This is a genomic window from Spirosoma foliorum (genome assembly GCF_014117325.1).
Taxonomy (GTDB): Bacteria; Bacteroidota; Bacteroidia; order Cytophagales; family Spirosomataceae; genus Spirosoma; species Spirosoma foliorum.
Genome location: NZ_CP059732.1, coordinates 4,078,461 through 4,103,535 on the forward strand (window position 1 = coordinate 4,078,461; position 25,075 = coordinate 4,103,535).

Sequence of the window (25,075 nt, forward strand, 5' to 3'; positions counted from 1 at the left end):
TTAATCTGGTACTTGCTCACTGTTAACTGTTTCTGATTTTGTTATCGCATTTACTAATAAAAAACTATGCACTGATTGACGAACTCGAACTCATGCCCGACCGTGAGTTGAATATTATCACGGGCGAAACAGGAGCTGGAAAGTCAATCATGTTAGGGGCTATTGGGTTGCTGTTAGGTAACCGGGCAGATACCCGCGCTTTATATAATCCTGAACAGAAATGTGTTATTGAAGGTACATTTGGTGTAACTGGTTACGCCATCGAACGTATTTTCGATGAAGAAGAATTAGACTATTCCAATACCTGCATTGTTCGTCGGGAAATTAGTGTGAGTGGTAAATCGCGGGCGTTTGTCAATGACACACCGGTCAATCTGGAAACCCTTCGTCGGGTAACAAGCCAGATGATGGACATTCACTCTCAACACGATTCTGTTCTGCTTGGGTCTAATGAGTATCAATTGGAAATTATTGATACGTACGCCCAGAACGACAATTTATTACGCAGCTATCGTACTGATTATCAAACTTATCGAACGAAGAAGGCTGCTTATGATCAGTTGCAATCGGAAGCCGCGTCGATGCGAAAAGAGTTTGATTACAATAACTTTCTGTACGAAGAATTAGTCAAAGCACAACTGCAACCCGATGAGCAGGAATCGCTCGAACAAGAGTTGACAATTCTGGAGAATGCGGAGGAAATAAAGGAACGTCTGCAACTCGCCTACGAATACCTCGACAATACCGAACAATCCGTCATTGACTTTTTAAAGGGTGCGGTTAGTAATCTGGCCTACATCAGTAAGCTTTCGGATCAGTATGAACAATTGCAGCAACGGGCGCAAAGCAGTCTGATTGAGTTACGTGATTTAGCCGATGAAATCAGCACGGAGCAAGATCAGGTAGAAGTGGACGATGTTCGTGCGGAAACTATTCGCGAACGCCTGAATTTACTGTACCAACTCCAGACCAAGCATCAGGTTAAAGATGTGCAAGCCTTGATTGCTTTACGGAACGAATTGGCCCAGAAAGTGAGCAAAGTGCTGAACCTGGACGATGCCCTTGGCGAAGCCAAAGCACAAGCCTCAGCCGCATACGCTCAATTGCAAATCTCTGCCGAAGCCTTGTCGGCTTCCCGGCAAGCTGTGCTCTCCCCTATCGAGCAGGAAATTGGCACCTTGTTGTATGACTTGGGCATGCCAAACGCATCGCTAAAGATTCAGGCTGAAACAAGTAAACCAACCCTCGCGGGAGTCGATACGATATCGTTTTTGTTCAGTGCCAATAAGGGAATGAAACCTCAGCAACTGAAAAATGTGGCTTCTGGTGGTGAATTTTCGCGATTGATGATGGCGATTAAATATATTCTGGCTAGTAAACGATCACTACCGACTATTATTTTCGATGAGATTGATACGGGAGTATCGGGCGAAATTGCCATTAAAATGGGCAACATGATGCACGATATGTCGCACAGTCACCAGATTATTGCCATTACTCATCTCCATCAGATAGCCGGACAAGGCACTGCGCATTATTTCGTTTACAAAGATCACTCGTCCGACAAAACGGTTAGCCGAATTAAAAAACTAACGTTGGACGAACGCATCAACGAAATCGCCCAAATGATTGGTGGTAAAAATCCGTCGGCGAGCGTCCTCAAAAATGCTCGTGAAATCCTGAAAAAACGCGCAACAGTAAAGTAATGATGTATGGTGTAGGATGTATGATATAGATTCCCAAAATACATCATATACCCTATATCATATATCTTACCTCATATACCAATTATACATAACTCCATTCTATGAACAAAACTACACAGACACTTGCCATCTTAGTTGCCCTTAGCGGTGCTTTCTGGTCCTGTAATTCGGGAGAAGAGGCCGTTAAAAAGGCAGAAAACGAGGTATTTGCCATTCATGATGAGATTATGCCTAAAGTAATGGGCGATCTCGTCAAATTGAAGAAACAATTGAATCAGCGTGGCACATCGCTCGATAGCCTGAAGGCCAATGGCTCAGCCGCAGCCACCGTACGAGTCGATGAGGAAAAAGCACAAGTGACTCGACTGAACCAGGATCTGCTCGTTGCTGATAGCCTTATGAACAATTGGATGGCTCAATACAATGGCGATACACTCGCAAAACTCTCTTCCGACGAAGCGCTGAATTATCTGGCCGCACAAAAAGATCAAATTACGGATGTCAAGAAAAAAGTTAATACCAGCATTGAACAAGCCAAGCAGTTTTTGGAGAAAAAATAGTGGGTGGATTGTCGTAATTGGCTTTATTTCTTCTCTATGGGGCTGTGGTAATTCGTCGACGGATAAACTGCCTATTCTAGGCCAGCGGGAAGCTGTTACCAAGGTGGTGAATGGGAAAGAAGAGACAGACTCTGTCTATCAATCCATTCCGGATTTCAAATTCGTTAGCCAATATGGCGACACGGTAACGGCCCGAACACTCGACAATAAAATTTATGTAGCCGATTTCTTTTTTACCAGTTGTCCAACCATTTGTCCAAAAATGAAGGTGCAACTAAAGCGGGTTTACGAGAAATTCAAGGGCAATCCAGATGTCATGTTGTTATCGCATACCATCGACCCAGCACATGACTCGGTGGCTGTGCTGAAAGAGTTTGCGCAAAACTTAGGCGTAACAGGCCGTCAATGGCTGTTTGTAACTGGCGACCGCGACAAGATTTACGATCTCGGGCAGAGTAGTTATATGGTTACGGCACAGGCAGATAGCACAGCCCCCGGAGGTGTCATTCATAGCGGTGCATTTATTTTGGTCGACAAGGAAAAACACATACGAGGCATCTATGATGGCACAACAGAAGCCGGTGTCGATAAATTAATGACCGATATGACTCGGCTCTTGGCTGAGTACAAACCATGATTCGACTCACCAGCCTTTTCGGCTTTTTTGGTATTCTTATTGGCCTAGTATCGTGCCAAAGCGAAGAAGAAATAAAGCGGCAACGATATATTACGGAGGGGATTCTGGTCTATAAAAACAATTGTGCCAATTGCCATCAGAGCAAAGGCGAAGGTCTCGCTTCGCTTTATCCGCCAATTGCTAAATCAGATTTTCTAGGGGATAAAAACAAAGTTATCTGTCTGATGCGGTATGGCCAACAAGGACCTATAGTGGTGAATGGTAAACCCTATAATCGTCCAATGCCTCCGCAACCACAATTAAGTGACCTGGAAATTGCCGAGCTAGCTACGTATATCTACAATGAGTGGGGAAACGAAACCAAATTGACAGACGTCAAATCGATAAAACCTATTCTGGAAGCGTGTAAATAATGCAGATCTCAGTTACCAAAACAGATTCTAGTGACGCTATAAGATTCTGTTGATTCTATTCCATTGGTTAACAAAAAAAGAATCCATGGAATAGAATTAACAGAACTTCACAGTATCTATAAAAATCTATTTAAAACGACTTTATATCCCGGTTTGTACATTGAAAACACCGGTTACTTTCCGTATGGCATATTTGGAGAAATCCTGATTCGCATCTAAGCCCATTCCGTAGAGTTTTTCGCCCGTCAACTGGCTCAGAATTGTTACCCGTTTGTCTGTATATACTTTCTTGGTTACGGGACTCCAGGTTAATTCAGGCGTGAGAAGCTTTTCCTGCTTTTGCTTGTTAATGACCACAACGTTGCCCATTACCACATATATATCCTTCGCTTTATCATAACGGCCAGAATCGGAGCGAATCGTTGTTATTTCATCGCCCATGGGGTTAAAAAACGAAATATTAACAGGATTGGGGTAACGTCGATTTTCGTTAAGATAGCGGAGTTGTTTAGCCGTTGTCAGCTTCACTTTTAGTAAAGCCGCTTCACTATAAAGCAGCTTTACGTCATTGATTTCTTCAATAGGGCCACTATAGGGCTCTACTTTCTTAATCTGCTTACGTTCTCCGCAGGCCAGTAGTATTAATGAACAATGAATAATGAGTAATGAATAATAGAAAGATTTCCGAAGATACTGGCTTCTTGTCGCCAGCAAAATCATTTTCCTACTCGTCATTTTCCATTTTTCATTATTCATCATTCATTATCATTTAGTCAACAGCCCGCTTAATGAACCACCAGTCGTTCAACGAGAAGCCTAGTGCAATCTGCACATAGCGCTCGCGAATCTGATTAGCCGTCAATACACCTCGCTGGCCCGCCACCAAGGCTAAGGTTATGTGGTTAACCAGGTTATACCCTAGTGGTAGCGAAAGGCCGATACTCCCATTGACATCATTAATGGCCTGGCCCCCTATTTTATAGGGCATTTGGTTATACTGGAAACCTGCACGGTAGGTGATCAGATCACGGTAACGGTTTGAAGTCGGTTTAGGCGTGTACTCAATCCCAGAGGCAAACGTCATCGCATCAAACAGGCCACCCGCTTTATTATCAGCGGTACGATACTCACTCCACTTCTGCAGGCCAACATCAACGCCCACCAATAATGACTGATTCGCCTTTTCCAGACTAATCCCAAAATGCATCTGCTGGGGCAAGGTTGCTTTACTGTTTGAGTTGAGTCGAATTGTATCAGGGGCAGTAATGGCAAGCCCAGACAAGGATGTTTGTTGATAAATATCTGTCTGCTGTGCTTTGATGCGCGCTTTTGGTTCGTAGGTAGCTCCCAAATTAAGCGTCCATTTATCGCTTAGTTTAGGGCGCCATGCACCACCCAGTTTAAAGACGACATCACTATAGTTAACCCGATTTAAGTGCGTCACCAACAAATCGGTCGTACTGGTAACAGCTCTCGAATCGGCCGAATTGGTAACGTTACCAAACAGGAATGAAGCTTCAGCGCCTAAATAGAAGTTATTGGTAATCCGATATCCATTCGCAAACGTTGCTTTGTTCAAGCCTCCACGCCCGGTGTAATTATACGAGGCCAGATACTGTGTGCCGGGCACAGCCGTATTTTCCTGTGTGTTGTAATTAACAAACGTGTACGGCTTTAAACTTAAAGATATGTTCCAGCGAGAACTAGCCGGAAATGCCAATGCCAGGTAACCCAGATTTCCGGCCACATTACTCTGGCTCTGTTCTGTATTACTAATGTTCTGGCTAAGGCCTGCCGATTTTCCGATCAAGCCTACTTCAAAGACAGTAAAGCGTCTGCGTTGAGCCAACAATGCCGGATTTTGAAGATTCAGATAGAAACCGCTGGCATTACTTACCCCAACACCGCCCATGCCCATATTGGTCGCATTGCCTGGACTGTACATTTCTCCGATACCCAGAGACGAATAGGGTGAATTACCCAATCCTTGCGCCAATACCATCGGCGATGTTGCGGCAACGGCCAGCAAACTATGCGTTAACGTCCGACGTATCCGCTTGTAAATTCTCAACATTATAGCGTAAAATTCGATTCAATCCAGTCAGCACCAATTCGGGCACTGCAAATATCGGCTGTTTAAGACGACTTTCAAAGGCAGGAGCATCGCCACCGCAAAGGATCACCCTAATATCGGGTCGTTCCTGACGATATAAGTCGATGATTCCGTTCAGTTCAAAGGCCAGTCCGTTCATCACGCCACTCTGCATGGCCGCTCTTGTATTTTTAGCCGTCAAGTCAGGCCACTCCTCGGCGGAGTCAACTAATGGCAGCCGGGCCGTTTGCTCGTGCATGGCCCGAAAGCGCATGTGTAAACCCGGCGAAATCAGCCCACCCTGAAATACAGCATCGCGATCAATCAGGTCGGCAGTTAGGCAGGTTCCGAGATCCAGAATCAGACAGTCCTGATCCGGAAATAACGTCATAGCACCTACTGCAGCCGCAACCCGGTCGGCTCCAAGGGTGTTAGGCGTATCGTATGCCTTGCGTATGGGTATAGGCGTTTGGCTGTCCAGCACCCAGAAATCAGTCTGTAACCCTACTAATCGAGTCCGAATTTCATCGGCCGGACGGCTAGTCGACGAAACCAAAACATGCTCACTGGTGCGGTTGGCAAGCGCAAAAAACAGTTCGTCGGGTGAAGCATAACGACCTGTTTCAACCAGCATCGACCCAACAAACCAGCCGGCTTTCAGGCTGGTATTCCCCCAGTCGATAACCAGGGTTGGAGAAACTTGCAGATTATGATAGGACGTATCTGTTCGATCCATAGTTGAAAATGCAACGCTCATGTAGCGAACAAAATTTATTCAGCCTGGAGGTTTTAAGTTTTTTTAACGACAGAATCACGCTTTCCCCTTTACCAAGGCTATCGTTATCGTATATGACAATCAAGGCACACAAAAGAACTTTTGAACGTATGGTGTAGCTACAACGAATCGGCATGATGATTGCCTGCTACCAAGGCATGAACTTTCAATTAAAATCTTTTTTTATTCAATATTCAGGAAACATTTCTGACAGAATAACGTTTCCTTGATAATACCGCAACAAAACATTACCTTTGTTACCATCAATCTAGTTGGCAGGTTTGGGTTCTTCAGAAATAGATACAACCCATAACGACAGCTGATAATCGCAACGGCGAACCGCCATTTTCCAAACGTTTTTAGTAAACACTACATCTGGCCCCACCAGACGGTGAAGTTTGGATCAGGCAATCACTCCAAGTTATATTTTTGGTTTATTTTTCAATACGTAATCACTTGAATTTGTTGAGGTTAGTTTGGTTCATTAATCAATAACCCCACAACCAGACCAACCAGGTCTCTTAACGCGCCTACCAAAACAGCGGTTTCTTACTATCAACAATCCTCAACTTATATCCTTACCGCTCAGGCGGTCCTTTCAAGGTTTATCGCTAACCTGACCTCTATGTTTAAGAAAGAAGAATTAGACATGAAGCTTCTCTCCGAGCTTCACCCAATTGCCGAGCAATTTGGCATTCGTAATATCGCCAAATTCACAAAAGAAAAACTGGTTTACGAAATCATAAAACAACAGTCGGAACGTCCCGGTCCCGAAGAAACGGCTCAGCCTGAAGAAGCACCGAAGCGTAATCGACGTGTCAAAGCGCCCGCTGCCGTGGCTGATGAGGTTCCCGTTCAGGAAAGCCAACCGGTCTCAGTCGATGTTACGCCTGTGCCCGATAGTATACCGAGTGCCCAGCCACGTCAACGTGTCAAACGTGAGCGTGTCGAAACCAAGCCAAGCGCAGCAGATGAAGTAGCGCAGAGTGTTCCTACCCCAGTAGTTGAAACGGCTCCGACCCCGGCACCTGAAATTAGCACCCCGGCAACTGCCGAAAGTGTACCTGCGGAAACGCCAGTCGCAACAGAAGCAGCCGCTCCTATACAGACAACTACCCCTGTTCCGCAATCTCGCGTTAACCGTGAGCCCGGTCAGCGGAATGGTCAATTTACCCAACCTGGTCGGAATCGTATCGAAAACCGACGCGATGGCGACGAAGGTAATTCATCTGCCGATCGTTCATTCCGACAAGGTGCCCCTCGTAACGATAGAGATCGAAGCACCCGCCCTGACCAAAATCAGCAGCGGAACCTACGTCCAGATGGACAACGGGATAATCGGCAACGCAACGATGCGGGGCAAGGCTCAAACAACCCACGGGATCTACGAGACAATAACCAGCGTCGCGACCAACGCCCAAGAACCCAGCGGATTGTTACGGACGAAACAGCTATAAACTACGGTGGTCAGGCTGACGATGAGTTTTTGACACCAACCGTTGTTTCGGAAGAGAATGCAGCCAATATTCAGTCGACTGCAGAACCAGCCGCAGTTGCTACCGATGCAACCGTTGAGCAGACAACTACACCTACCGAAACGCAAGCGGATCAACCTGCCCAGGCAGAAGGTGGTCAGGCTCCCCAACCCCAATTGAGCCAACCCGCTCGTGAAGCTCAGGAATATCAAAACCGTATTCGTCGGCAGTATAACCAGCACATTCGGGAGTTCGATGGTATTATCGACAACGAGGGTGTTCTGGAAATTATGCAGGACGGTGGCTACGGTTTCCTTCGTTCAGCAGATTATAACTACCTGGCCAGCCCCGATGATATTTATGTCTCGCCCTCGCAGATTAAATTATTTGGTCTGAAAACGGGCGATACGGTACGCGGTGCTATCCGTCCGCCCAAAGAAGGCGAAAAATATTTTGCTCTCCTGCGCGTATCGACCGTCAACGGGAAAACAACCGAAGAAATCCGCGACCGGATTCCATTCGAATACCTGACTCCCCTTTTCCCCGAAGAGCAACTTCATCTCAGCAACCGACCCGACAATTATTCGTCGCGGGTACTGGATTTATTTGCGCCGATCGGAAAAGGTCAACGGGGTATGATTGTGGCTCAACCCAAAACAGGTAAGACTGTTCTGTTGAAGGAAATTGCCAATGCCATTACCCGGAATCATCCAGAAGTATACTTAATCGTACTCCTGATCGATGAACGCCCTGAAGAGGTGACCGACATGGCCCGTAGCGTGAATGCCGAAGTAATTTCATCCACCTTCGATGAGCAGGCCGACCGTCACGTAAAAGTATCGAGCATGGTGCTCGAAAAAGCCAAACGCATGGTTGAATGCGGCCATGATGTCGTGATTCTGCTCGACTCGATCACTCGTCTGGCACGGGCGTATAACACGGTCGTTCCTTCATCGGGCAAAATTCTGTCGGGTGGTGTCGATGCAAACGCACTTCACCGACCTAAGCGATTCTTTGGGGCAGCCCGTAATGTAGAAAATGGCGGCTCGCTGACCATTATTGCTACGGCGCTGATCGATACAGGTTCGAAAATGGATGAGGTTATCTTTGAAGAATTCAAAGGAACCGGCAACATGGAACTCCAGTTAGACCGCAAACTAGCCAACAAACGGGTTTATCCTGCTATTGATGTTATGGCATCGGGCACACGTCGGGAAGATTTGCTGCTAGACAAAGAAACGCTACAACGTGTCTGGATTCTTCGTAAGCACATGGCCGATATGAATCCAATGGAAAGCATGGACTTCCTGCTTGGCCACATGAAAGGCACCCGGAACAACGAAGAGTTTTTAACGTCGATGAATCGGTAAAAAGGTTTAATTTTTTAAACACAGAGAGCACGGAGAATCGCACAGAGTTCACAGAAAAATAAATCTGTGTGCTCCGTGTAATCCTCCGTGCTCTCTGTGTTTAAAAGATACTAACTTGCATAAAAGTCAGAAAAATTATGAGAGATCTGATTCAGTATGCTATTCCAGGTTTTGTTATTCTGCTGGTTGTCGAAATTATTGTAACGGTCAAACAACAGAAAGATTATTACGTATCTAAAGACACGGCCAGCAGTTTGTCGATGGGAATTGGTAACGTTATTATCAGCGCCGTCATTGGGAAAGCTATGGTTCTGGGTGCCTTTACACTAGCCTATCAATTTCGACTGTTTACGATTGATATGACTCAGTGGTGGGCCTGGGCAATCCTGTTTTTTGCCGATGATTTTAGCTACTACTGGTTTCACCGGATCAGCCACAGTAGCCGATATTTTTGGGCATCGCACGTAGTGCATCACTCGTCCATGAAATACAATCTCGGTACGGCCCTACGTCAAACCTGGACAGGTAACTTATCAGGCGCTTTCATTTTCTGGATATGGCTTCCCTTAGCTGGCTTCTCGCCCATAGCGATCATGACCATGCAGTCGATCAGCCTGCTATACCAGTTCTGGATTCACACCGAACTCATCGACAAGTTTCCCAAACCGATTGAGTTTATTTTCAACACACCCTCCCATCACCGGGTACATCATGGCTCCGACCTCGATTATCTGGACAAAAACCACGCGGGTATCCTTATTATCTGGGATCGTATGTTCGGTACGTTTGAAATAGAGCGGAATCGGCCAACGTACGGTCTGGTCACGAATGTCAATTCGCATAATCCCGTCCGGATTGCTTTTCACGAGTGGGTAGCGATTGGGCAGGACATTCGGCGGGCAACATCACTTCGGGCTGCCTTGGGTTATATTTTCGGACCTCCCGGCTGGAGTCATGATGGTTCACGAAAAACGACGAAACAACTTCGGGAAAAGAAAGAGGAAGTTACTGAGCTTACTTAAACTTCACGCTACCACTCTATTACATAAAAGCTAGTGGCCTTGTCTGGGCCAAGCTCCAACTTGGCCTGTTCAATTCTAGTAAACAATGGCCAAGCTGGAGCTTGGCCCAGACAAAGGTCGAACCTCTAACTTTCTAAAAATTAGTTTGCCCAATCACTCGCACTCCAATAGCCTGATTTCTGGGTAAAACTAAAGCCAGACTCAAATAAATTCTATTCTGTAGGAATAGTAGTCTATAACAGTATATCTCGATAGAGTATTAGGTAAATAGCTGTTTATCAGATTTTTGTAAAAATTCTTGGAAATAGAAAAATCGCTAGTCACCTTTGCCAATCAAACTACAAGAGTATCGCCAACTACTCTGTGGAATAAAGCATATATATGAAAGCAGTCAATCTTTTCACTACCCGTACCCATTCCGGCTTTTATAAAAACAGAACCCTTTCTGTCTTTATAAGCTGTTGCTGCTAAGCCATTACACAGCCGTAACGCCCTTTCTTACCAAGTCTACGCAGTTACTTCATCGCTCTAGACCCTTCATCAAATTACGTAGTACAGGACTTCAACGCAATCTAGTTCATTAATTTATATTCTATTAACCCCATAGAATATATGTCAATTTTTCACCTCAACTGATATGATTACCTAACAACCCAAAATACCAGCGGCAGTAATTGCCACCAGCTCGGCACATAAAAAATCCGGAACGGCGCCAACCGTCCCGGATAGTCACAACAAGACAGAAACTGCCGAAGCAATTCTCAGAGCCTTCAGATGCTACCAACATCAGCTGGCCTGCCTCATTTCTCACGTAACCAATGCAAAGTAATGATAAAAACTCTATCGGGCCGCGTCCGGCTTCTTTGGGGATTAAGTCTATTAATTCCGGCTGTAGTATTGGCGCAGCCCATTCCGCCAACCATTAATACCACGCTCAGCGGCCGAATAACCGACCAGCGAACAGGTGAACCTCTCATTGGAGCTACCGTCTTAATTAAAGGAACAACCAACGGAGGAACGGCCGACACCAACGGCCAGTTTACGCTCAAAACGGGCCAAAAACTTCCATTTTCACTGATTATCAGCTTTATTGGCTATCAGTCAAAAGAAATTATTGCCGAAGGTAATCCAGTCAATATTGAACTGGCAGCCGATTCCAAACAACTCTCCGAAGTTGTTGTGATTGGCTACGGTACGGTGCGAAAAACGGATCTGACTGGTTCTGTCTCGTCAATAAATACCGAACAGATTAACAAAACCATCAATTCATCGCTCGATCAGGCGCTGGCGGGCCGGGCAGCCGGTGTTCAGGTAACTCAAACCTCGGGCCAGCCAGGTAGTGCCATCAGCATTCGAATTAGGGGTGGCAATTCGATTACAGGCGGTAATGAGCCCTTGTACGTAATCGATGGTTTCCCGGTTTATAACAATAATACCGATGCAAACGCTGGCGTTGTCAGTGGCCCAAGCATCAACGCGCTGGCCAGTCTGAATCCCAGCGACATTGAGTCAATGGAAGTGCTGAAAGATGCCTCGGCGACGGCTATTTATGGCTCACGAGGTGCCAATGGCGTTGTTTTGATTACTACCAAAAAAGGGAGAGCGGGCCAAAACAGCATAACCTATGAGACGTATTATGGCCAGCAGAGTGTTCTAAAAACTGTTGATGTGCTCACAAGCGCCCGCGATTGGGCCCTTCTAAAAAACGACGCTCGGGCTAATTCAGGAAAAGCGCCTTATTATACCGATGCCCAACTTCAGGCATTGACGGGCGGCACTGATTGGCAAAAAGAGGCTTTTACGTCGGCTCTGATTCAAAATCACCAACTGAGCATGACGGGTGGTGACGACCGTACGCGTTATGCGATTTCGGGAAACTACTTTAAACAGGACGGTATTCTCCGCCATACCGACTTCGATCGCTATTCTATTCGCATCAACCTCGACCGTGATTTCTCGGCAAAATTCAGGGTTGGGACAAACTTTACCGCAAGTAAGGTTTCTGCCCGGATTGCCAATGCGGGCATCGTGAATGCGCTTTTGTCCATGCCACCTACGGTTCCTATCCGGACTGCTACGGGCGAGTATACCTACCAAAGTGAATTTGAGACACCGCTAGGGAATCCCATCGCCACACTCGAAAAAGAGATCAATAAAACAACTACGTATCGTCTGTTAGGCAACGTATTTGGCGAATACACGCTGGCCGAAGGGCTGGTGGCTAAAATCTCGTTTGGCGCCGACATTATCAATAACAAACAGAATCGCTATGTACCATCTACAATCTATCAGGGAGCTAATGCAAGCGCAACGGGTACGGCCTCTGTAGGTAGTAAATTTGCGTCGAGCTGGCTGAATGAAAACACGTTAAGCTACAGCCGTAGCCTGGGTGGGCGGCATTCGATCAACGCGGTTGTTGGGTATACGCAACAGGCTTATCAGAACGAAAGCGTTATAGCTGGCTCGCAACAATTCGTTACCGACCAACTGACTTACAACGACTTAGGAAGTGGATCAGTCTATACGCAACCTTCTTCCAGCGCGACTCAATGGGCCTTAAATTCATTTTTAGGGAGAGTCAATTATTCGTTCGATCAGAAATATATCCTGACCATCAGTGGACGGGCAGACGGTTCTTCCCGTTTCGGGAAAGACAAGAAATGGGGTTATTTCCCATCGGCGGCATTTGCCTGGAACGTGAGTCGGGAATCATTTTTAGCCTCAGTACCCTCGGTTAGCAATCTGAAACTTCGACTGAGCGCTGGTATTACCGGAAACCAGGAAATCGGGCAGTATCTATCGTTGGCGACTTTAGCAACGAACACGTACTTCTTTGGTAATCAGACGGTAATTGGCTTTGCTCCGAGCCGAATTTCCAATCCTGATCTGGGTTGGGAAACAACTGCTCAATACGATGCGGGGATAGATTTAGGCTTATTTAAGAATCGCCTGAGTATCGTTTTTGACGCCTACTACAAACGAACCACGAATCTGCTCCTGAACGTGCCAATCCCTTACACAACTGGTCAATCAACTTCATTGCAGAACTATGGAACGGTTGATAATAAGGGAATTGAACTGGGAATTAACTCGCAAAATCTACGCGGCAGATTTTCCTGGAATACGAATCTGGTGTTCTCGCTCAACCGCAATAAGGTTGTCAGTCTGGGCGATGGGGCCAGCTATATCATTTCGGGGGCCAATATTGCTAAAGTTGGCGAACCGCTGGGGTCTTTCTATGGCTACCAGACGAACGGTATTTTCCAGACTACCGATAATATTGCCGAGCTGCCAACCATTGATCCCACGAAAACTAAACCCGGAGATCGTCGGTATGTCGATATTAATGGCGACGGAAAAATTACGCAAACCGACGACCGGACGATTATTGGCAATGCCCAGCCCAAGTTTATTGGCGGCTTGACGAACAATTTCTCGTACGCAAACTTCGATTTGAGCATTTTCTTCCAGGGTTCGTACGGCAATCAACTCTTCAACCAGAACAAACAGCAGCTTGAGCTTCTGACCGGTCAGCAGAATGCTTCCATAACGGCATTGGATCGGTGGACGCCTACTAACCCAAGTAATACAATCCAACGTGCGTTTGAAGACCCGGCCCCGGTAAACACGAGTCGGTATGTAGAAGATGCGTCGTATTTACGGCTTAAAAATCTGTCGCTGGGTTATCATTTACCCAAAAGCATCGCGTCGAAAATTCGATCCAGCCAGGTTAGAGTGTACGTGACGGCTCAAAACCTATTCACCTTCACGAGCTACAGCGGTTACGACCCCGAGGTAAGCCGTAATGAGCAAAGTACGCTTAATCTGGGCATCGACTACAGTGTTTATCCCAGCAGCAAAGCCTATCTGGCTGGCTTAAGTATTTCATTTTAATCGACTTACTGTCTTCATTTTACGCATGAAAAAGGCACTGATCTTTTCGATTGGGCTGTTGGCTCTGACCTCCTGCACCGATTTAAATGAGAATCCCCAGGCCCTGCTCACTGCAGAGCAATTTTACAAAACCGAAAGTGATGCGATATCGGCCGTGAATAGTGTGTACAACGGTGCCCTCAACAATGGTGGCCTAACGATGTACAATCGGCTGTTTCACCTCGCTTTCGAAATCATGTCGGATGATGCCATTGCGGGTCTTCGGGTGACCAATGCCGACGTTCGCTCTATTGCAGTACTAGCTCACTCGACCACTAACGACCGCGTCGATGAATTGTGGAAAGAAAGCTATACCGCCATTAACCGCGCCAATATTGCGATTGCCCGCATTCCGGCGATTTCAATGAACGAAACCCTGCGAACCAGGCTGATCAACGAAGCTAAATTTCTGCGCGCCTTAACCTACTTCACTCTGGTACGTTTGTGGGGCGATGTACCGCTTATAGTCCAGGAAACAGGCTCATTGGAGAAAGAAGCAATTCAGGTGAGCCGCACACCAGCAGAGCAGGTTTATCAGCAGATTATCAGTGACCTGACCGATGCCGAAGCGTTACCCAATTCGTATAGCGGTGCTGATGCGGGCAGGGCAACGGGTGGTGCTGCTAAAGCCATTTTAGCCAAAGTTTACCTAACCCGGCAGGAATGGAGCAAAGCCGCGACCAAGAGTCTGGAGGTTATCAACGGCCCGTATGGGTACGATCTGTTCGAAAACTTCGCCGATGTCTTTAATGTGGCCACCAAGAACGGGAAGGAGCATATTTTCTCTGTTCAGTGTAAATCAAATGTCAATGGTCAGGGAAATCGGTTGGCGTCGTCGGCTACGCCGGTGGGCATTGCAGGTGTTGCATCGGCTGGTACCGACGAACCCCAACCGGATGTCTATAAACTGTATTCAGCAACTGACAAGCGACGGGATGTTACCTTCTTCACCTCGCTGGTTAGCCCGACAACAGGAAAGGCCGTTACGTTTGATCCCCGATTTTTCAAATATTTCGATCCAGCTCAGACGGCTAACCCAACCGAATCGGCTAAGAATATTCCCGTCATCCGGTTTGCCGAAATTCTGCTGATTTATGCCGAAGCGTTGAACGAAGCGGGTTCGCCCACTACAGAAGCGTACACGGCCATTAACCGGGTACGGAAACGGGCTGGTCTTGCTGCATTAGAAAATCTGACTCAGTCGCAGTTCCGCGAAGCGGTCTACACCGAACGTCGACTAGAGTTGATGTTCGAATTTCAGCGCTGGTTCGACCTCATCCGTACCAAACGCATGATTACGGCCCTGCATGCAGCAGGTAAGCCGAATGCGGCAGAAAAGCACTACCTCCATCCTGTTCCACAACGGGAAATTGACCTTAACCCCAAACTGACCCAAAATCCGGGCTGGTAATTGATAAATAATGGATAATGAACAATGAGTAATGGATAACAAAAACCGATAAAGTACTGAATTTCAATACACTAATCCATGCACTAAGCATTATCCATTACTCATTATTCATTACTCATTGTTCATAATCATTAATCTATACTCTCCAATGAACCGTCTGCTCTCAAAAAGTTTACCACTTAGTTGGGTAATTTGTGCTCTTCTGTCGACTCCACAGGTATATGCACAACGGCCAGGAACCCCGAACATCGTCATTGTTGTGGCCGATGATTTGGGGTGGAATGATGTCGGGTTTCATAACCCGAAAATCATTTCGCCGAACCTGAATGCGCTGGCGAAGAAAGGTCGGGAACTCTCCCGATTTTACGTAGCCGCTATTTGCAGTCCCACCCGATCGGGCTTACTGACAGGCAAATATCCCGATCGGTTTGGTATTCGGAATGAAGTTATCCGACCCAATACCATTGGTGGCTTACCACCTGAAGAACAAACACTGGCCAATGTGCTGGCCAAAGCCGGGTACGATCGTCGGGGCGCCTTTGGGAAATGGCACCTGGGTCATTCCGATGCAAAATACCATCCACTGAACCGGGGTTTTACATCGTTCTACGGCCATTACAATGGTGCTATTGATTATTACTCCCATTTCAGAAATGGTGCGCTCGACTGGCACCGAAACTTCGAAACCAGTGCCGATACGGGCTATTCTGTTGATTTGGTCGCGCGAGAAGCCGTCAAGTTTATTCAGGACTCGCCAACCTCGAAGCCGTTTTTGGCCTACGTGGCTTTCAATGGGGTTCACGCTCCTCTTCAGGCAAAGGCAAGTGATTTATTGAAAAACGGCTACGACCCGTCGAAATCACAGGAAGGGTTCACAAGTGGTGGTGGTCAACCGGGCGAATTCAACACGCCTGATTATGGTAAAAAAGGTCGGGGAAACAACCTTCGGCAAACCTACACCGCCATGGTGACCGGTATGGACAATGCACTGGGCCAGATCCTGAAAGCCATTGATGAGAAAGGCATTGCCGACAACACGATCATCTGGTTTCTGAGTGACAACGGTGGCATCCCCACCTTTGGCGGCAACAACGATCCGTTACGAGGCACCAAACATACGGAGTGGGAAGGCGGAGTTCGCTCATCTTCTGTTGTTTACTGGAAAAGCAAAATCGAGGGAGGCCAAAAGATCAATGAAGTTATTGGCTTCATTGATGTACTTCCCACACTGACTCGTCTGGCTAAGGCACCCAATATTCCTAAAACGGATGGTATCGACGTGATCCGCGCACTCCAGGGCGAAACATTGCCCGACCGGACGCTCTTCCTGGGCCATGAGGCTGTCGTGACAAAACGATGGAAATTAAATGAAGGACAACTGTTCGATCTTAGTCAGGACAACTCCGAAACAACGAACGTAGCGGCTTCGCACCCAGCCGAGTTTACTCAGTTAACGAATGCGCTCACAGACTTCAAAAAATTTGTTATTCCATTCCCTTTTCCTTCTCAACCCAAAGGCTGGCTCCCCCCCCACAAACTGGACCATACCAGGTGCACCAACGGCAACTCGTTAAGTCGGCTCGCTCACGGACAAAATCAACTGGCTACTTATTTGTTTTTGTCATGCTGACGAAGGAAGCATCTTCGGATAAGGCAATTATTAAGTTACCGAAGATGCTTCCTTCGTCAGCATGACAAAAAAATCAAGCTAATGTATTTTATTCCAAATACTTACATTATGAAAAATTGCTTATTTCTGTTTGGCCTACTGGGACTTACGCTATCAGTCAGCGCCCAATCCACAAAGTCGGCTTCGGCCAAAAAAAGAATCGCCAAATATCATTCTGATACTAGCCGATGATATGGGTAAAGAATGCATTGGTACTTATGGCAGTACCTATCAAACGCCCATTATCGACCAACTCGCTCAGGACGGGCTGAAGTTCAATTACGGCTTTTCTCAGCCGCTTTGTACGCCCTCTCGGGTTCAGCTCATGACGGGCAAATACAATTACAAAAACTATACACAGTTCGGATTTCTGAATCAGAATGAGAAAACCTTCGCGCACCTGGCTCGGGATGCGGGTTACACAACGGCTATTGCCGGAAAATGGCAACTGGGTCCAAATCAGGGACTTCCGAATCATTTTGGGTTCGATAAGTATTGTCTGTGGCAACTAACTCAGCCTCGTAAAAAAGGCGAACGATACGCCAAACCGCTGATTGAACAGGACGGTAAGCTACTCAGCAGCACCGACGATGATTACGGCCCAGATATTTTCGTAGACTACCTGCTCAATTTTATCGAGACGAATAAAGACCGGAAGTTTTTTGCCTATTATCCCATGGCGTTGGTGCACGAACCGTTCCTGCCAACGCCCGATAGTAAGAGTTGGAAAACGAATCCAGCCGGGCGACAAACCAAAGACACGCTTAACTTCCGGGACATGGTTGCCTACACGGATAAGAACGTAGGCAAGATTATCCAAAGGCTAAAAAAGCTGAATCTGTACGAGAACACCATCATTATTTTTACGGGTGATAATGGCACTGGCCATGAAGTGATTACGACGCTTAAAGATGGCACCCGGATTCCCGGAGGAAAAGGGCTCACCCTCGATCGGGGTCACCACGTCCCGCTGATTGTCAACTGGGGAAGCAATCGGTACAAACAACACGAAACCAACGACCTGGTTGACTTTACGGACTTCCTGCCCACCTTTGCCGATATCATGAATGTGCCTGTCCCAAAGGCCTGGAATATAGACGGCACTAGTATTTATCCACAGATCAAAGGCGAGAAAGGTAAGCCCCGCCAATGGATTTTCTCCCATTACAGCCCCATCCATTCGCCAGCGGCCGACAAGCATTCGGCCCGCTTTTTCCGGGATCATCGCTATAAACTGTATCAGGACGGTCGTTTCTACGATTTAAGTCAGGATCTGGAAGAAACCAGCCCCATTGCTCTTGGCAAAGGTTCGCCCGAAGCCGAGAAAATCCGGCAAGTTTTTGCAGCTGAGTTCCGTAAACTTCCCCCCTGGAAACCCGGTGATCCGGGGCAACCCAAATCTATTCTGCCCGGTCTGGAACCGCTAAAAAGTTTCACCGAATAAGCCCAATTAGTCATGAAAAGAGAATCCCTACGTTTCATTGCTTATGGCCTTGTGAGTCTGGCCACTCTAACTGGTTTCAAATCCATTGACCCTCCCGCCAAGAAAAAGTACAACGTACTCTTCATTGCCGTCGACGATCTGAACAACGATCTGGGTTGTTATGGAAACACATTTGTACAATCGCCGAATATTGATCGGTTAGCCAAACGGGGTGTCAAGTTTGATCGGGCCTATACCCAATACCCACTTTGCAGTCCCAGCCGCTCGTCCTTATTGACGGGTTACCGTCCCGACAAAACCGGGATTTACGAACTGCAAACGCACTTCCGAAAGAATCTGCCTGATGTAGTAACCCTGCCGCAGTTGTTCAAAAATAACGCCTACTTCAGCGCGCGTATTGGTAAGATTTTCCACTATGGCGTACCAGCGCAGATTGGTACAGATGGTCTTGATGATCCTATTTCCTGGAACCAGGTCATTAACCCCAAAGGGCGCGATAAGGTCGAAGAATCAAAGATTAAGAATCTAACGCCAGGTCGGCCGTTGGGTAGCGCCCTTTGTTATTATGAAGCAGAAGGGACAGACGATGAACAAACGGATGGCCTGATTGCCAACGAAGCGGTTCGGTTACTGGAGCAGAAAAAAGACGAACCATTCTTTCTGGCCGTAGGTTTTTTCAGGCCTCACACACCCTACGTTGCGCCTAAGAAATATTTCGACCAATATCCGCTGGATAAAATCCCACTGCCTAAAGAGCAGGCCAATGATCTGGACGATATTCCGGAAGCAGCCCTGTTCACGAAACCTCCACATTGGGGTCTTGGCGAAGCCGAACGGCGGGAGGCACAACGGGCTTACTACGCCACTATTTCCTTCATGGACGCTCAGGTTGGCAAGTTGCTGGATGCGCTGGACCATCTGAAACTGTCAGACAACACCATCATTGTACTCTGGAGCGATCACGGCTATAACGTTGGTCAGCATGGCCAATGGATGAAACAGAGTCTGTTCGAAAACTCGGCCCGCGTACCCCTGTTAATTTCGGTACCCGGTGGCGTGACCGGGAAAGCCTCCGGCCGAACGGTAGAATTAGTGGACCTCTACCCTACCCTGGCAGACTTATGTAGCTTACCAGCACCAGTTGATCTGGCAGGCAAAAGCCTAACGCCTTTACTCAAAAACCCGAATGCATCCTGGGCAAAACCGGCCTACTCGCAGGTATTACGGAATAAAATTTTTGGGCGTAGTGTCCGCACCGAACGCTGGCGCTATACCGAATGGGACGAAGGCAAAGCTGGCGTTGAACTCTACGATCATCAGACCGATCCTGATGAGTTCACAAATCTATCCGGCAAACCTGAACACGCAGGAACGGTAAAAGAACTGGCGGCTTTGCTTCATAAAGGGGCTACTCTTGCGACAGAAAAAGTCAAATCGGAGTAATCCTTAGAATTATTTAGTACTAGTCCGTGATGAAACGACTAACCAATCCTTGTTTTGCGACTATCCTAATGGTAGGTATTCTTTGGTTCAGCAACAGGTTCAACCCATTGCTTGCCCAGAAAATACCTACTCAGAAACGCCCCAACATCATCTTTCTGCTGACAGACGATCACCGCTGGGATGCACTCGGGGCGATGGGAAACTCGATCATTAAAACGCCAAATCTGGATGCGCTGGCGAATAAAGGGATTCTCTTTAAGAACGCTTACGTAACAACGGCAATCTGCTGCGTTAGTCGGGCCAGTATTTTACGTGGTCAATACGAATCCCGGCATGGAATCAATGATTTTACGACGCCTTTTACCCCCGAAGCATTGGCCAAAACCTATCCTCTGCTGTTGAAAAAGGCTGGCTATACCATCGGATTCATCGGTAAATATGGTGTTGGCGAAGGGAAAGACCACCCCAGCCAGTTCTATGATTACTGGTCGTGCGGGAAAGAAGGGCAGCCGCCTTATGAGTTTATTAACGCATCGGGTCAGCTCGTCCATCATACGGATAGCGTGCAACACGATATCCAGAAATTTCTGGAAACCTATGGGTCAAAAAGTCCATCACGGCCGGGGCCATTTTGCCTATCGGTTAGTTTTAAAGCACCTCACGAGTTAGACGGTAATCCGCCAACCTATCCTGTACAGGCCCGCTACAAAAATCTGTACAGCGATGTCACAATTCCTGAGCCTGTAACAGCCTCCCCGATCTACTGGGAACGGTTTCCGGCTTTTTTCAAGACGGATCAGAACATAGCCAGAGATCGGTGGAAGCCCCTTTTCTCTACCTCCGAACGTCGGCAGGAAACTGTTAGGAACTACTATCGGCTGATTACAGGTGTGGACGAGGTAGTTGGGAAGCTTGTAGCCCAACTTAAAAGCCTGAATCTGGACAAAAACACGGTCATTGTTTTTATGGGCGACAATGGCTTTTATCTGGGCGAACATGGCCTGGAAGGGAAGTGGTATGGTCACGAAGAATCCATTCGAGTGCCGCTTCTGGTCTATGGTTCCTCATTACCTGCAACGCTGAAAGGCTCCCGGCCCACGCAAATGGCGCTCAACATCGACATTGCTCCTACGATTCTGGCGCTGGCTGGAGTTGCTACTCCGCCTGATATGCAGGGTGTCGACCTAATTAAGCTGGCACAAAAGAAAGTAGCGGCTCGACCAGACTTTTTCTATGAGCACACCTTTATGGGCAGTCCCCGACTCCCAAAAGTGGAGGGAGTTGTGACGCCTACATTCAAGTACATGAATTTTATCGAACATGAATACGAAGAGTTGTACGACACGGCTCACGATCCACACGAAACCACAAATCTGGCCTATAATCCAGCTTATGCTTCGAAGAAAGCAGCGTTAAAAAAGCGCTATACCGCTCTCAAACAGACAGTTCGATAAGTAGTGGCATAAGGGAGTAATAAAAATTTAGCTATTTTTTGTCATTCCGACAAAGGAGGGATCTTAAGGTCTCTTGCTGATCTAACAAGGGGGCTTTAAGATTCCTCCTTTGTCGGAATGACAAAAAATAGCAATCACTTTGTTGGGCGTAGTCTCTGGACTACGCCGTGTTGTTATCCGGTCTCCGACCGGTTTTCCAATTTATTTCCCCCGGTCAGAGACCGGATAACACTCGAACGTAGTTAATACTACGCTCAACTGGGGATACTTTAAGATCCCTCCTTCGTCGGGATGACAAAAATATAGCCCACATTATTTAGCCGTCGTAACGGACAACACGCGCACTGGCCCCAGCAAACCCGACGACAACACTGGCGAATCGGCTCGATAAAACGGCAAAGTGGTATAGGTAATTTTGTTGGTTACGCCCGGTTGCGCATCACCAATCAGGCGATTTACCCATAAGTTGGTCACCTTAACCTGTACCGAATTACGACCTGGTTTCAAAGCCCCGCTGATATCGACCCGAAACGGTTTCTTCCAGACAGTTCCCACCGATTTACCATTGACAATCACCTCAGCAATGTTTTTCACATCGCCCAAATCGAGCAGATAAGATGCGTTTTTACTTCTCGCTGGCAAATCGAACGAATTGTCGTAAGTAGCCGTGCCGGAGAAATATTTAATACCCGGCTCTGCACTCTCCGTCAACGATGCCAACGAAGTCATTGTGGTCTGTTGCGGAGCGCCCCGGCCTTCCTGGAAATGAACGTTCCAGGTTCCCGTTATGCTGGCAACCGGCGATTCAGTAACGGCAGGGGTAGTATACGAAGCCACTGTCGATTTATCATGGAAAACAATGAAATAGGCTCCCCACGACTCAAACGTAAGTGGTATAATTGTCCGGCCGTCCTTTTGCTGGTACGATACTTTCTCCAGTTTACCCGTTTGCGGATTCCACAATTGAGGCACTTTTCCAGTTACCCGAAAGCTGATTTGGGCTTCGCTTGGATTCTCACTCCGGCTATCCAGCCAATAAATGTCGCTGTCGTTAGTTTGGCGATGCACATATAGGATTTTGGAGTTCGCATGAAGTATATCCATATCTTTTTGCACGCCCATCTCACCTAATAGCGTCCCTATTGGTTTGGTCGACACATTTGGGTTGCTCCAGATTTGGTTAACCAACGTCGTAAACTCCGCCGGGTTATCGCTTAAACTTGGGGAGCGTTCCGGTTTTTCGCCTACTACCTTCAGTCCAGCTTTCACCAGTTCGCCTAGCTTTTTCAATACGGGTAACGTCATCAGTTTAGCCGATCCATCCAACACTAATAGGCGGTACTGCTGACCACTTTGCGCAACAATCTTTCCTCCCTCAACCCGCAATGCATTTTTCAGCGCTGTAGCGTTAACAAAGTCGAATGCGTAACCAGCAGGAATATCGGGGAGTTTTTCCGCACAAATTTGCGTGATATTGTTGTTCTCCCCATAATAGTACAGCACATCCACAACAGGTCTTCCTTGCTGAAGTAGGAAGCAACTCCGACCCAGATAATCTGTCCAGGCTTTCGCCTGTTCAGCCCAGGTTTCCTGTCGGGTGAAATACTGCCCGAAAGGCCCAAGCGAGAACCCTGGTTTCTTGTCATCAAGTGGCTGGTGGACAGATGTATGGATCACAAAGCGATTGAGCCCCGAGGCCATTTCCAGATCGGCTGTCCGTTTCAGTTTTTCAGGATGCCAGCTAAACCCATTTCCAACAGATGTCATCGACTCAGCCGCAACAAACGGTTGACCATAGATGTGCGCTACTGAAGCCGCTTCCCGGATATCGGCCTCACTCCGAACTTCCTCATTACTACCTCCAGCAAGACTACCCGGCGTCCACATCGCCGACATGGGAATCTCGGCCAGGCGCTTTACGTCCATACCATCGGCCAGGTAAATCCGGCCGTTTTCGTGCGATTCGGTATACCGTTTCATCCCTCTGGCGTGCAGTGCATCACCAATTACTTCGTAGTGATTTTCGACAATCAGTTCACCGATGGTTTTGCGAAAATCCCACAGGAATTTCTCGCTGGCTTCGGCACTCTGTATTATCCGGCCCGCCAGAACGGGTAGCCAGGGCGTGAGGCTATACCCCCGTCGTTTCTGAAACTCAGCAGGCATATCCTTCGTCCAGGTCATATGGCCAGCCTCATAACTGTCTAGTACCATATATTGCAGTCCCTGAGCGCCCATTTGGCCACCAGTGGCGTCTTTATACATATCCAGATAGGTGTCGATATATTTCCGAACAGCGATCTTGTCCAGCTTGTCAACTTCCAGGCCAGTGGCTTCGGGTGATGCAGGGTGATTTTCCCGGCCTGTGAGCGAGTAGCCCAGCCGCATAACTACCCATTTGCCCGCTGGCGGTGTCCAGTTCAAGGTGCCATCGGCGTTCATTTTCGTGCTTAGATCCACCACATCGGTAGATGGAATAGCGTCAGCATCAGCTTTCACGAGCGAGTGCGTGCTTTCTTTCCAGGCAGCAAAACCGGCTTTCTGTTCAAAAAGGTCAATCCGGTCGGTGTTATGCAGCACTAGCTCAGCGACAGGGACACCCTGCGGCTTACCCGGTGCCGAACTACCCCCGAACATAGCTGCAAACGGGCTACCTTCCGGTTTTTCAGTTTTGAATGTGAAACGGAAAATTTTAGCCGTTGTAGGCAAAATTCCCATTGTGCTCTGCGATACGGTGCTGCCCCGAATAATCACGACATCACGGAAGTTTACGCCATCGTCACTTACTTTCAGGCCCCGATTATCGGGCATTCCCCGAAATTCGGCCAACTCACCAGCAACGGGTGCCCCTACGATGGTAAATGCTTTGAACGTCTGCGGCTGGTCGAACTCAAACTGAATCCACATATCCTGCCCCACTTCCATAGGGGGCAGCATCGTCGTTTTAGCCAAATCGCCATCGGTTAGATCAGCCAGTGCGAAAGTGCCTCCACTCGACGTAATCTTCGGATTCAGGGCTGATAATGGCTTTTCGGCAGCCGGTAACCGATAGGCAATTACAGCTGCATCGGCGTAATAACTTGGTATTTCTTTCGGTGGCCCGCCCAGTACATTCGCTGAAGCCAGGGGTACGTTCTGGAATTTACCCGCAGCCGATGAGGGTTGCGGCAGTTTTCCCGAAAAAGGTTTATTTCCCTCAACTACGGTTTCGGTCCAGACGTATTTTTTCATTCCATCTCTGGGCTCCACCCACGGGCCGCCCGTCACGCTCCAGCCCGGCGAACCGGCAATGGCCATTTCGAGACCCAGCGTTTTTGCCAGATTGGTCGTGTGTTTAAAAGCGTCTTTCCATTCGGGTGTCATGAACACGAGCTTCTTTGGGGTAACGTTGGGCGTAAACAGGCTGGCGTCGAAGTTCTGAAAGCCGCCAATACCAACGCGTTTCATCCACTCAAGGTCTTTGGTAATGCCCTCTTTGGTGATATTACCGTTCATCCAATGCCACCAAACGCGCGGTTGAGCCGCATTTGGCGGAGTCTGAAAGCCTTGTTGGAGTGGAGCGGGCTGCCCTGCAGCAAGCACGGGAAGCAAGCAAGCCAGGAGTACTTTTTTGTTCATATTAATTGACTCAATCGGTTAAAGGAAGTAATAGCTAGGCACTAAGAAACAAG

Annotated in this window: 16 protein-coding genes; 12 read left to right on the forward strand and 4 right to left on the reverse strand. The window is 47.6% G+C overall.

The genetic code is table 11. The features are described 5' to 3' along the window. Positions 1–38 precede the first annotated feature (38 nt). The 4 genes from recN to H3H32_RS17470 all read left to right on the forward strand — a co-directional run bounded on the left by recN (position 39) and on the right by H3H32_RS17470 (position 3,316). Positions 39–1,706 (forward strand): DNA repair protein RecN, encoded by a 1,668-nt coding sequence (gene recN / locus H3H32_RS17455; protein ID WP_182463947.1) that lies wholly within the window; start codon positions 39–41, stop codon positions 1,704–1,706. Between the two features lie 101 nt (positions 1,707–1,807). Further along, positions 1,808–2,266, forward strand: coding sequence for a viral A-type inclusion protein (locus H3H32_RS17460; protein ID WP_182463948.1), 459 nt, complete (start codon positions 1,808–1,810; stop codon positions 2,264–2,266). A 7-nt stretch (positions 2,267–2,273) separates the two neighbouring features. Beyond that, on the forward strand, positions 2,274–2,903 hold the full coding sequence (locus tag H3H32_RS17465; protein ID WP_240543830.1) for an SCO family protein: 630 nt from the start codon (positions 2,274–2,276) through the stop codon (positions 2,901–2,903). Continuing rightward, positions 2,900–3,316 (forward strand): c-type cytochrome, encoded by a 417-nt coding sequence (locus tag H3H32_RS17470; protein ID WP_182463950.1) that lies wholly within the window; start codon positions 2,900–2,902, stop codon positions 3,314–3,316. Before H3H32_RS17465 ends, H3H32_RS17470 begins: the two co-directional genes overlap by 4 nt. A 141-nt stretch (positions 3,317–3,457) precedes the next feature. Here H3H32_RS17470 and lptC read toward each other — a convergent pair whose 3' ends face one another. Genes lptC through H3H32_RS17485 form a run of 3 tightly spaced genes read right to left on the reverse strand, consistent with a single transcriptional unit; the run spans position 3,458 to position 6,144 of the window. Beyond that, entirely contained in the window at positions 3,458–4,051 is a 594-nt protein-coding gene (lptC, locus tag H3H32_RS17475) for an LPS export ABC transporter periplasmic protein LptC (RefSeq protein ID WP_374191828.1), read from the reverse strand. A gap of 34 nt (positions 4,052–4,085) precedes the next feature. Next, entirely contained in the window at positions 4,086–5,390 is a 1,305-nt protein-coding gene (bamG, locus tag H3H32_RS17480; protein WP_309547161.1) for a BamG family beta-barrel-assembly machinery protein, read from the reverse strand. Beyond that, complete coding sequence (locus H3H32_RS17485) at positions 5,347–6,144, reverse strand: type III pantothenate kinase (RefSeq protein WP_182463951.1); 798 nt, start codon at positions 6,142–6,144, stop codon at positions 5,347–5,349. Before H3H32_RS17485 ends, bamG begins: the two co-directional genes overlap by 44 nt. A 664-nt stretch (positions 6,145–6,808) precedes the next feature. Here H3H32_RS17485 and rho point away from each other — a divergent pair. The 8 genes from rho (at position 6,809) to H3H32_RS17525 (ending at position 21,404) form a co-directional block, all read left to right on the forward strand. Further along, a complete protein-coding gene (gene rho, locus H3H32_RS17490; RefSeq protein ID WP_182463952.1) occupies positions 6,809–9,028 on the forward strand; it encodes a transcription termination factor Rho in 2,220 nt (739 codons plus the stop codon). 137 nt (positions 9,029–9,165) lie between these two features. Continuing rightward, positions 9,166–10,050, forward strand: a complete 885-nt coding sequence (locus tag H3H32_RS17495; protein ID WP_182463953.1) for a sterol desaturase family protein — start codon at positions 9,166–9,168, stop codon at positions 10,048–10,050. An 828-nt stretch (positions 10,051–10,878) separates the two neighbouring features. Then, on the forward strand, positions 10,879–13,944 hold the full coding sequence (locus H3H32_RS17500; protein ID WP_182463954.1) for a SusC/RagA family TonB-linked outer membrane protein: 3,066 nt from the start codon (positions 10,879–10,881) through the stop codon (positions 13,942–13,944). Positions 13,945–13,969: 25 nt separating this feature from the next. After that, the gene (locus H3H32_RS17505) at positions 13,970–15,394 is read left to right on the forward strand and encodes a RagB/SusD family nutrient uptake outer membrane protein (protein WP_182463955.1); all 1,425 of its coding nucleotides are present in this window, start codon (positions 13,970–13,972) and stop codon (positions 15,392–15,394) included. 148 nt (positions 15,395–15,542) lie between these two features. Then, positions 15,543–17,024: an arylsulfatase B gene (locus H3H32_RS17510; RefSeq protein ID WP_182463956.1), complete on the forward strand. Its 1,482-nt coding sequence runs from the start codon at positions 15,543–15,545 to the stop codon at positions 17,022–17,024. 130 nt (positions 17,025–17,154) lie between these two features. Further along, positions 17,155–18,507 (forward strand): sulfatase family protein, encoded by a 1,353-nt coding sequence (locus H3H32_RS17515; RefSeq protein ID WP_240543800.1) that lies wholly within the window; start codon positions 17,155–17,157, stop codon positions 18,505–18,507. A 12-nt stretch (positions 18,508–18,519) separates the two neighbouring features. Next, complete coding sequence (locus H3H32_RS17520; protein ID WP_182463957.1) at positions 18,520–19,950, forward strand: sulfatase; 1,431 nt, start codon at positions 18,520–18,522, stop codon at positions 19,948–19,950. A 29-nt stretch (positions 19,951–19,979) separates the two neighbouring features. After that, a complete protein-coding gene (locus tag H3H32_RS17525; protein WP_182463958.1) occupies positions 19,980–21,404 on the forward strand; it encodes a sulfatase family protein in 1,425 nt (474 codons plus the stop codon). Positions 21,405–21,716: 312 nt separating this feature from the next. Here the strand turns inward: H3H32_RS17525 and H3H32_RS17530 are convergent, their stop codons facing one another. Then, positions 21,717–25,022 carry a glycosyl hydrolase gene (locus H3H32_RS17530; RefSeq protein WP_182463959.1) on the reverse strand — a complete coding sequence of 1,102 codons (3,306 nt, stop codon included), beginning with the start codon at positions 25,020–25,022 and terminating at the stop codon, positions 21,717–21,719. Positions 25,023–25,075 lie beyond the last annotated feature (53 nt).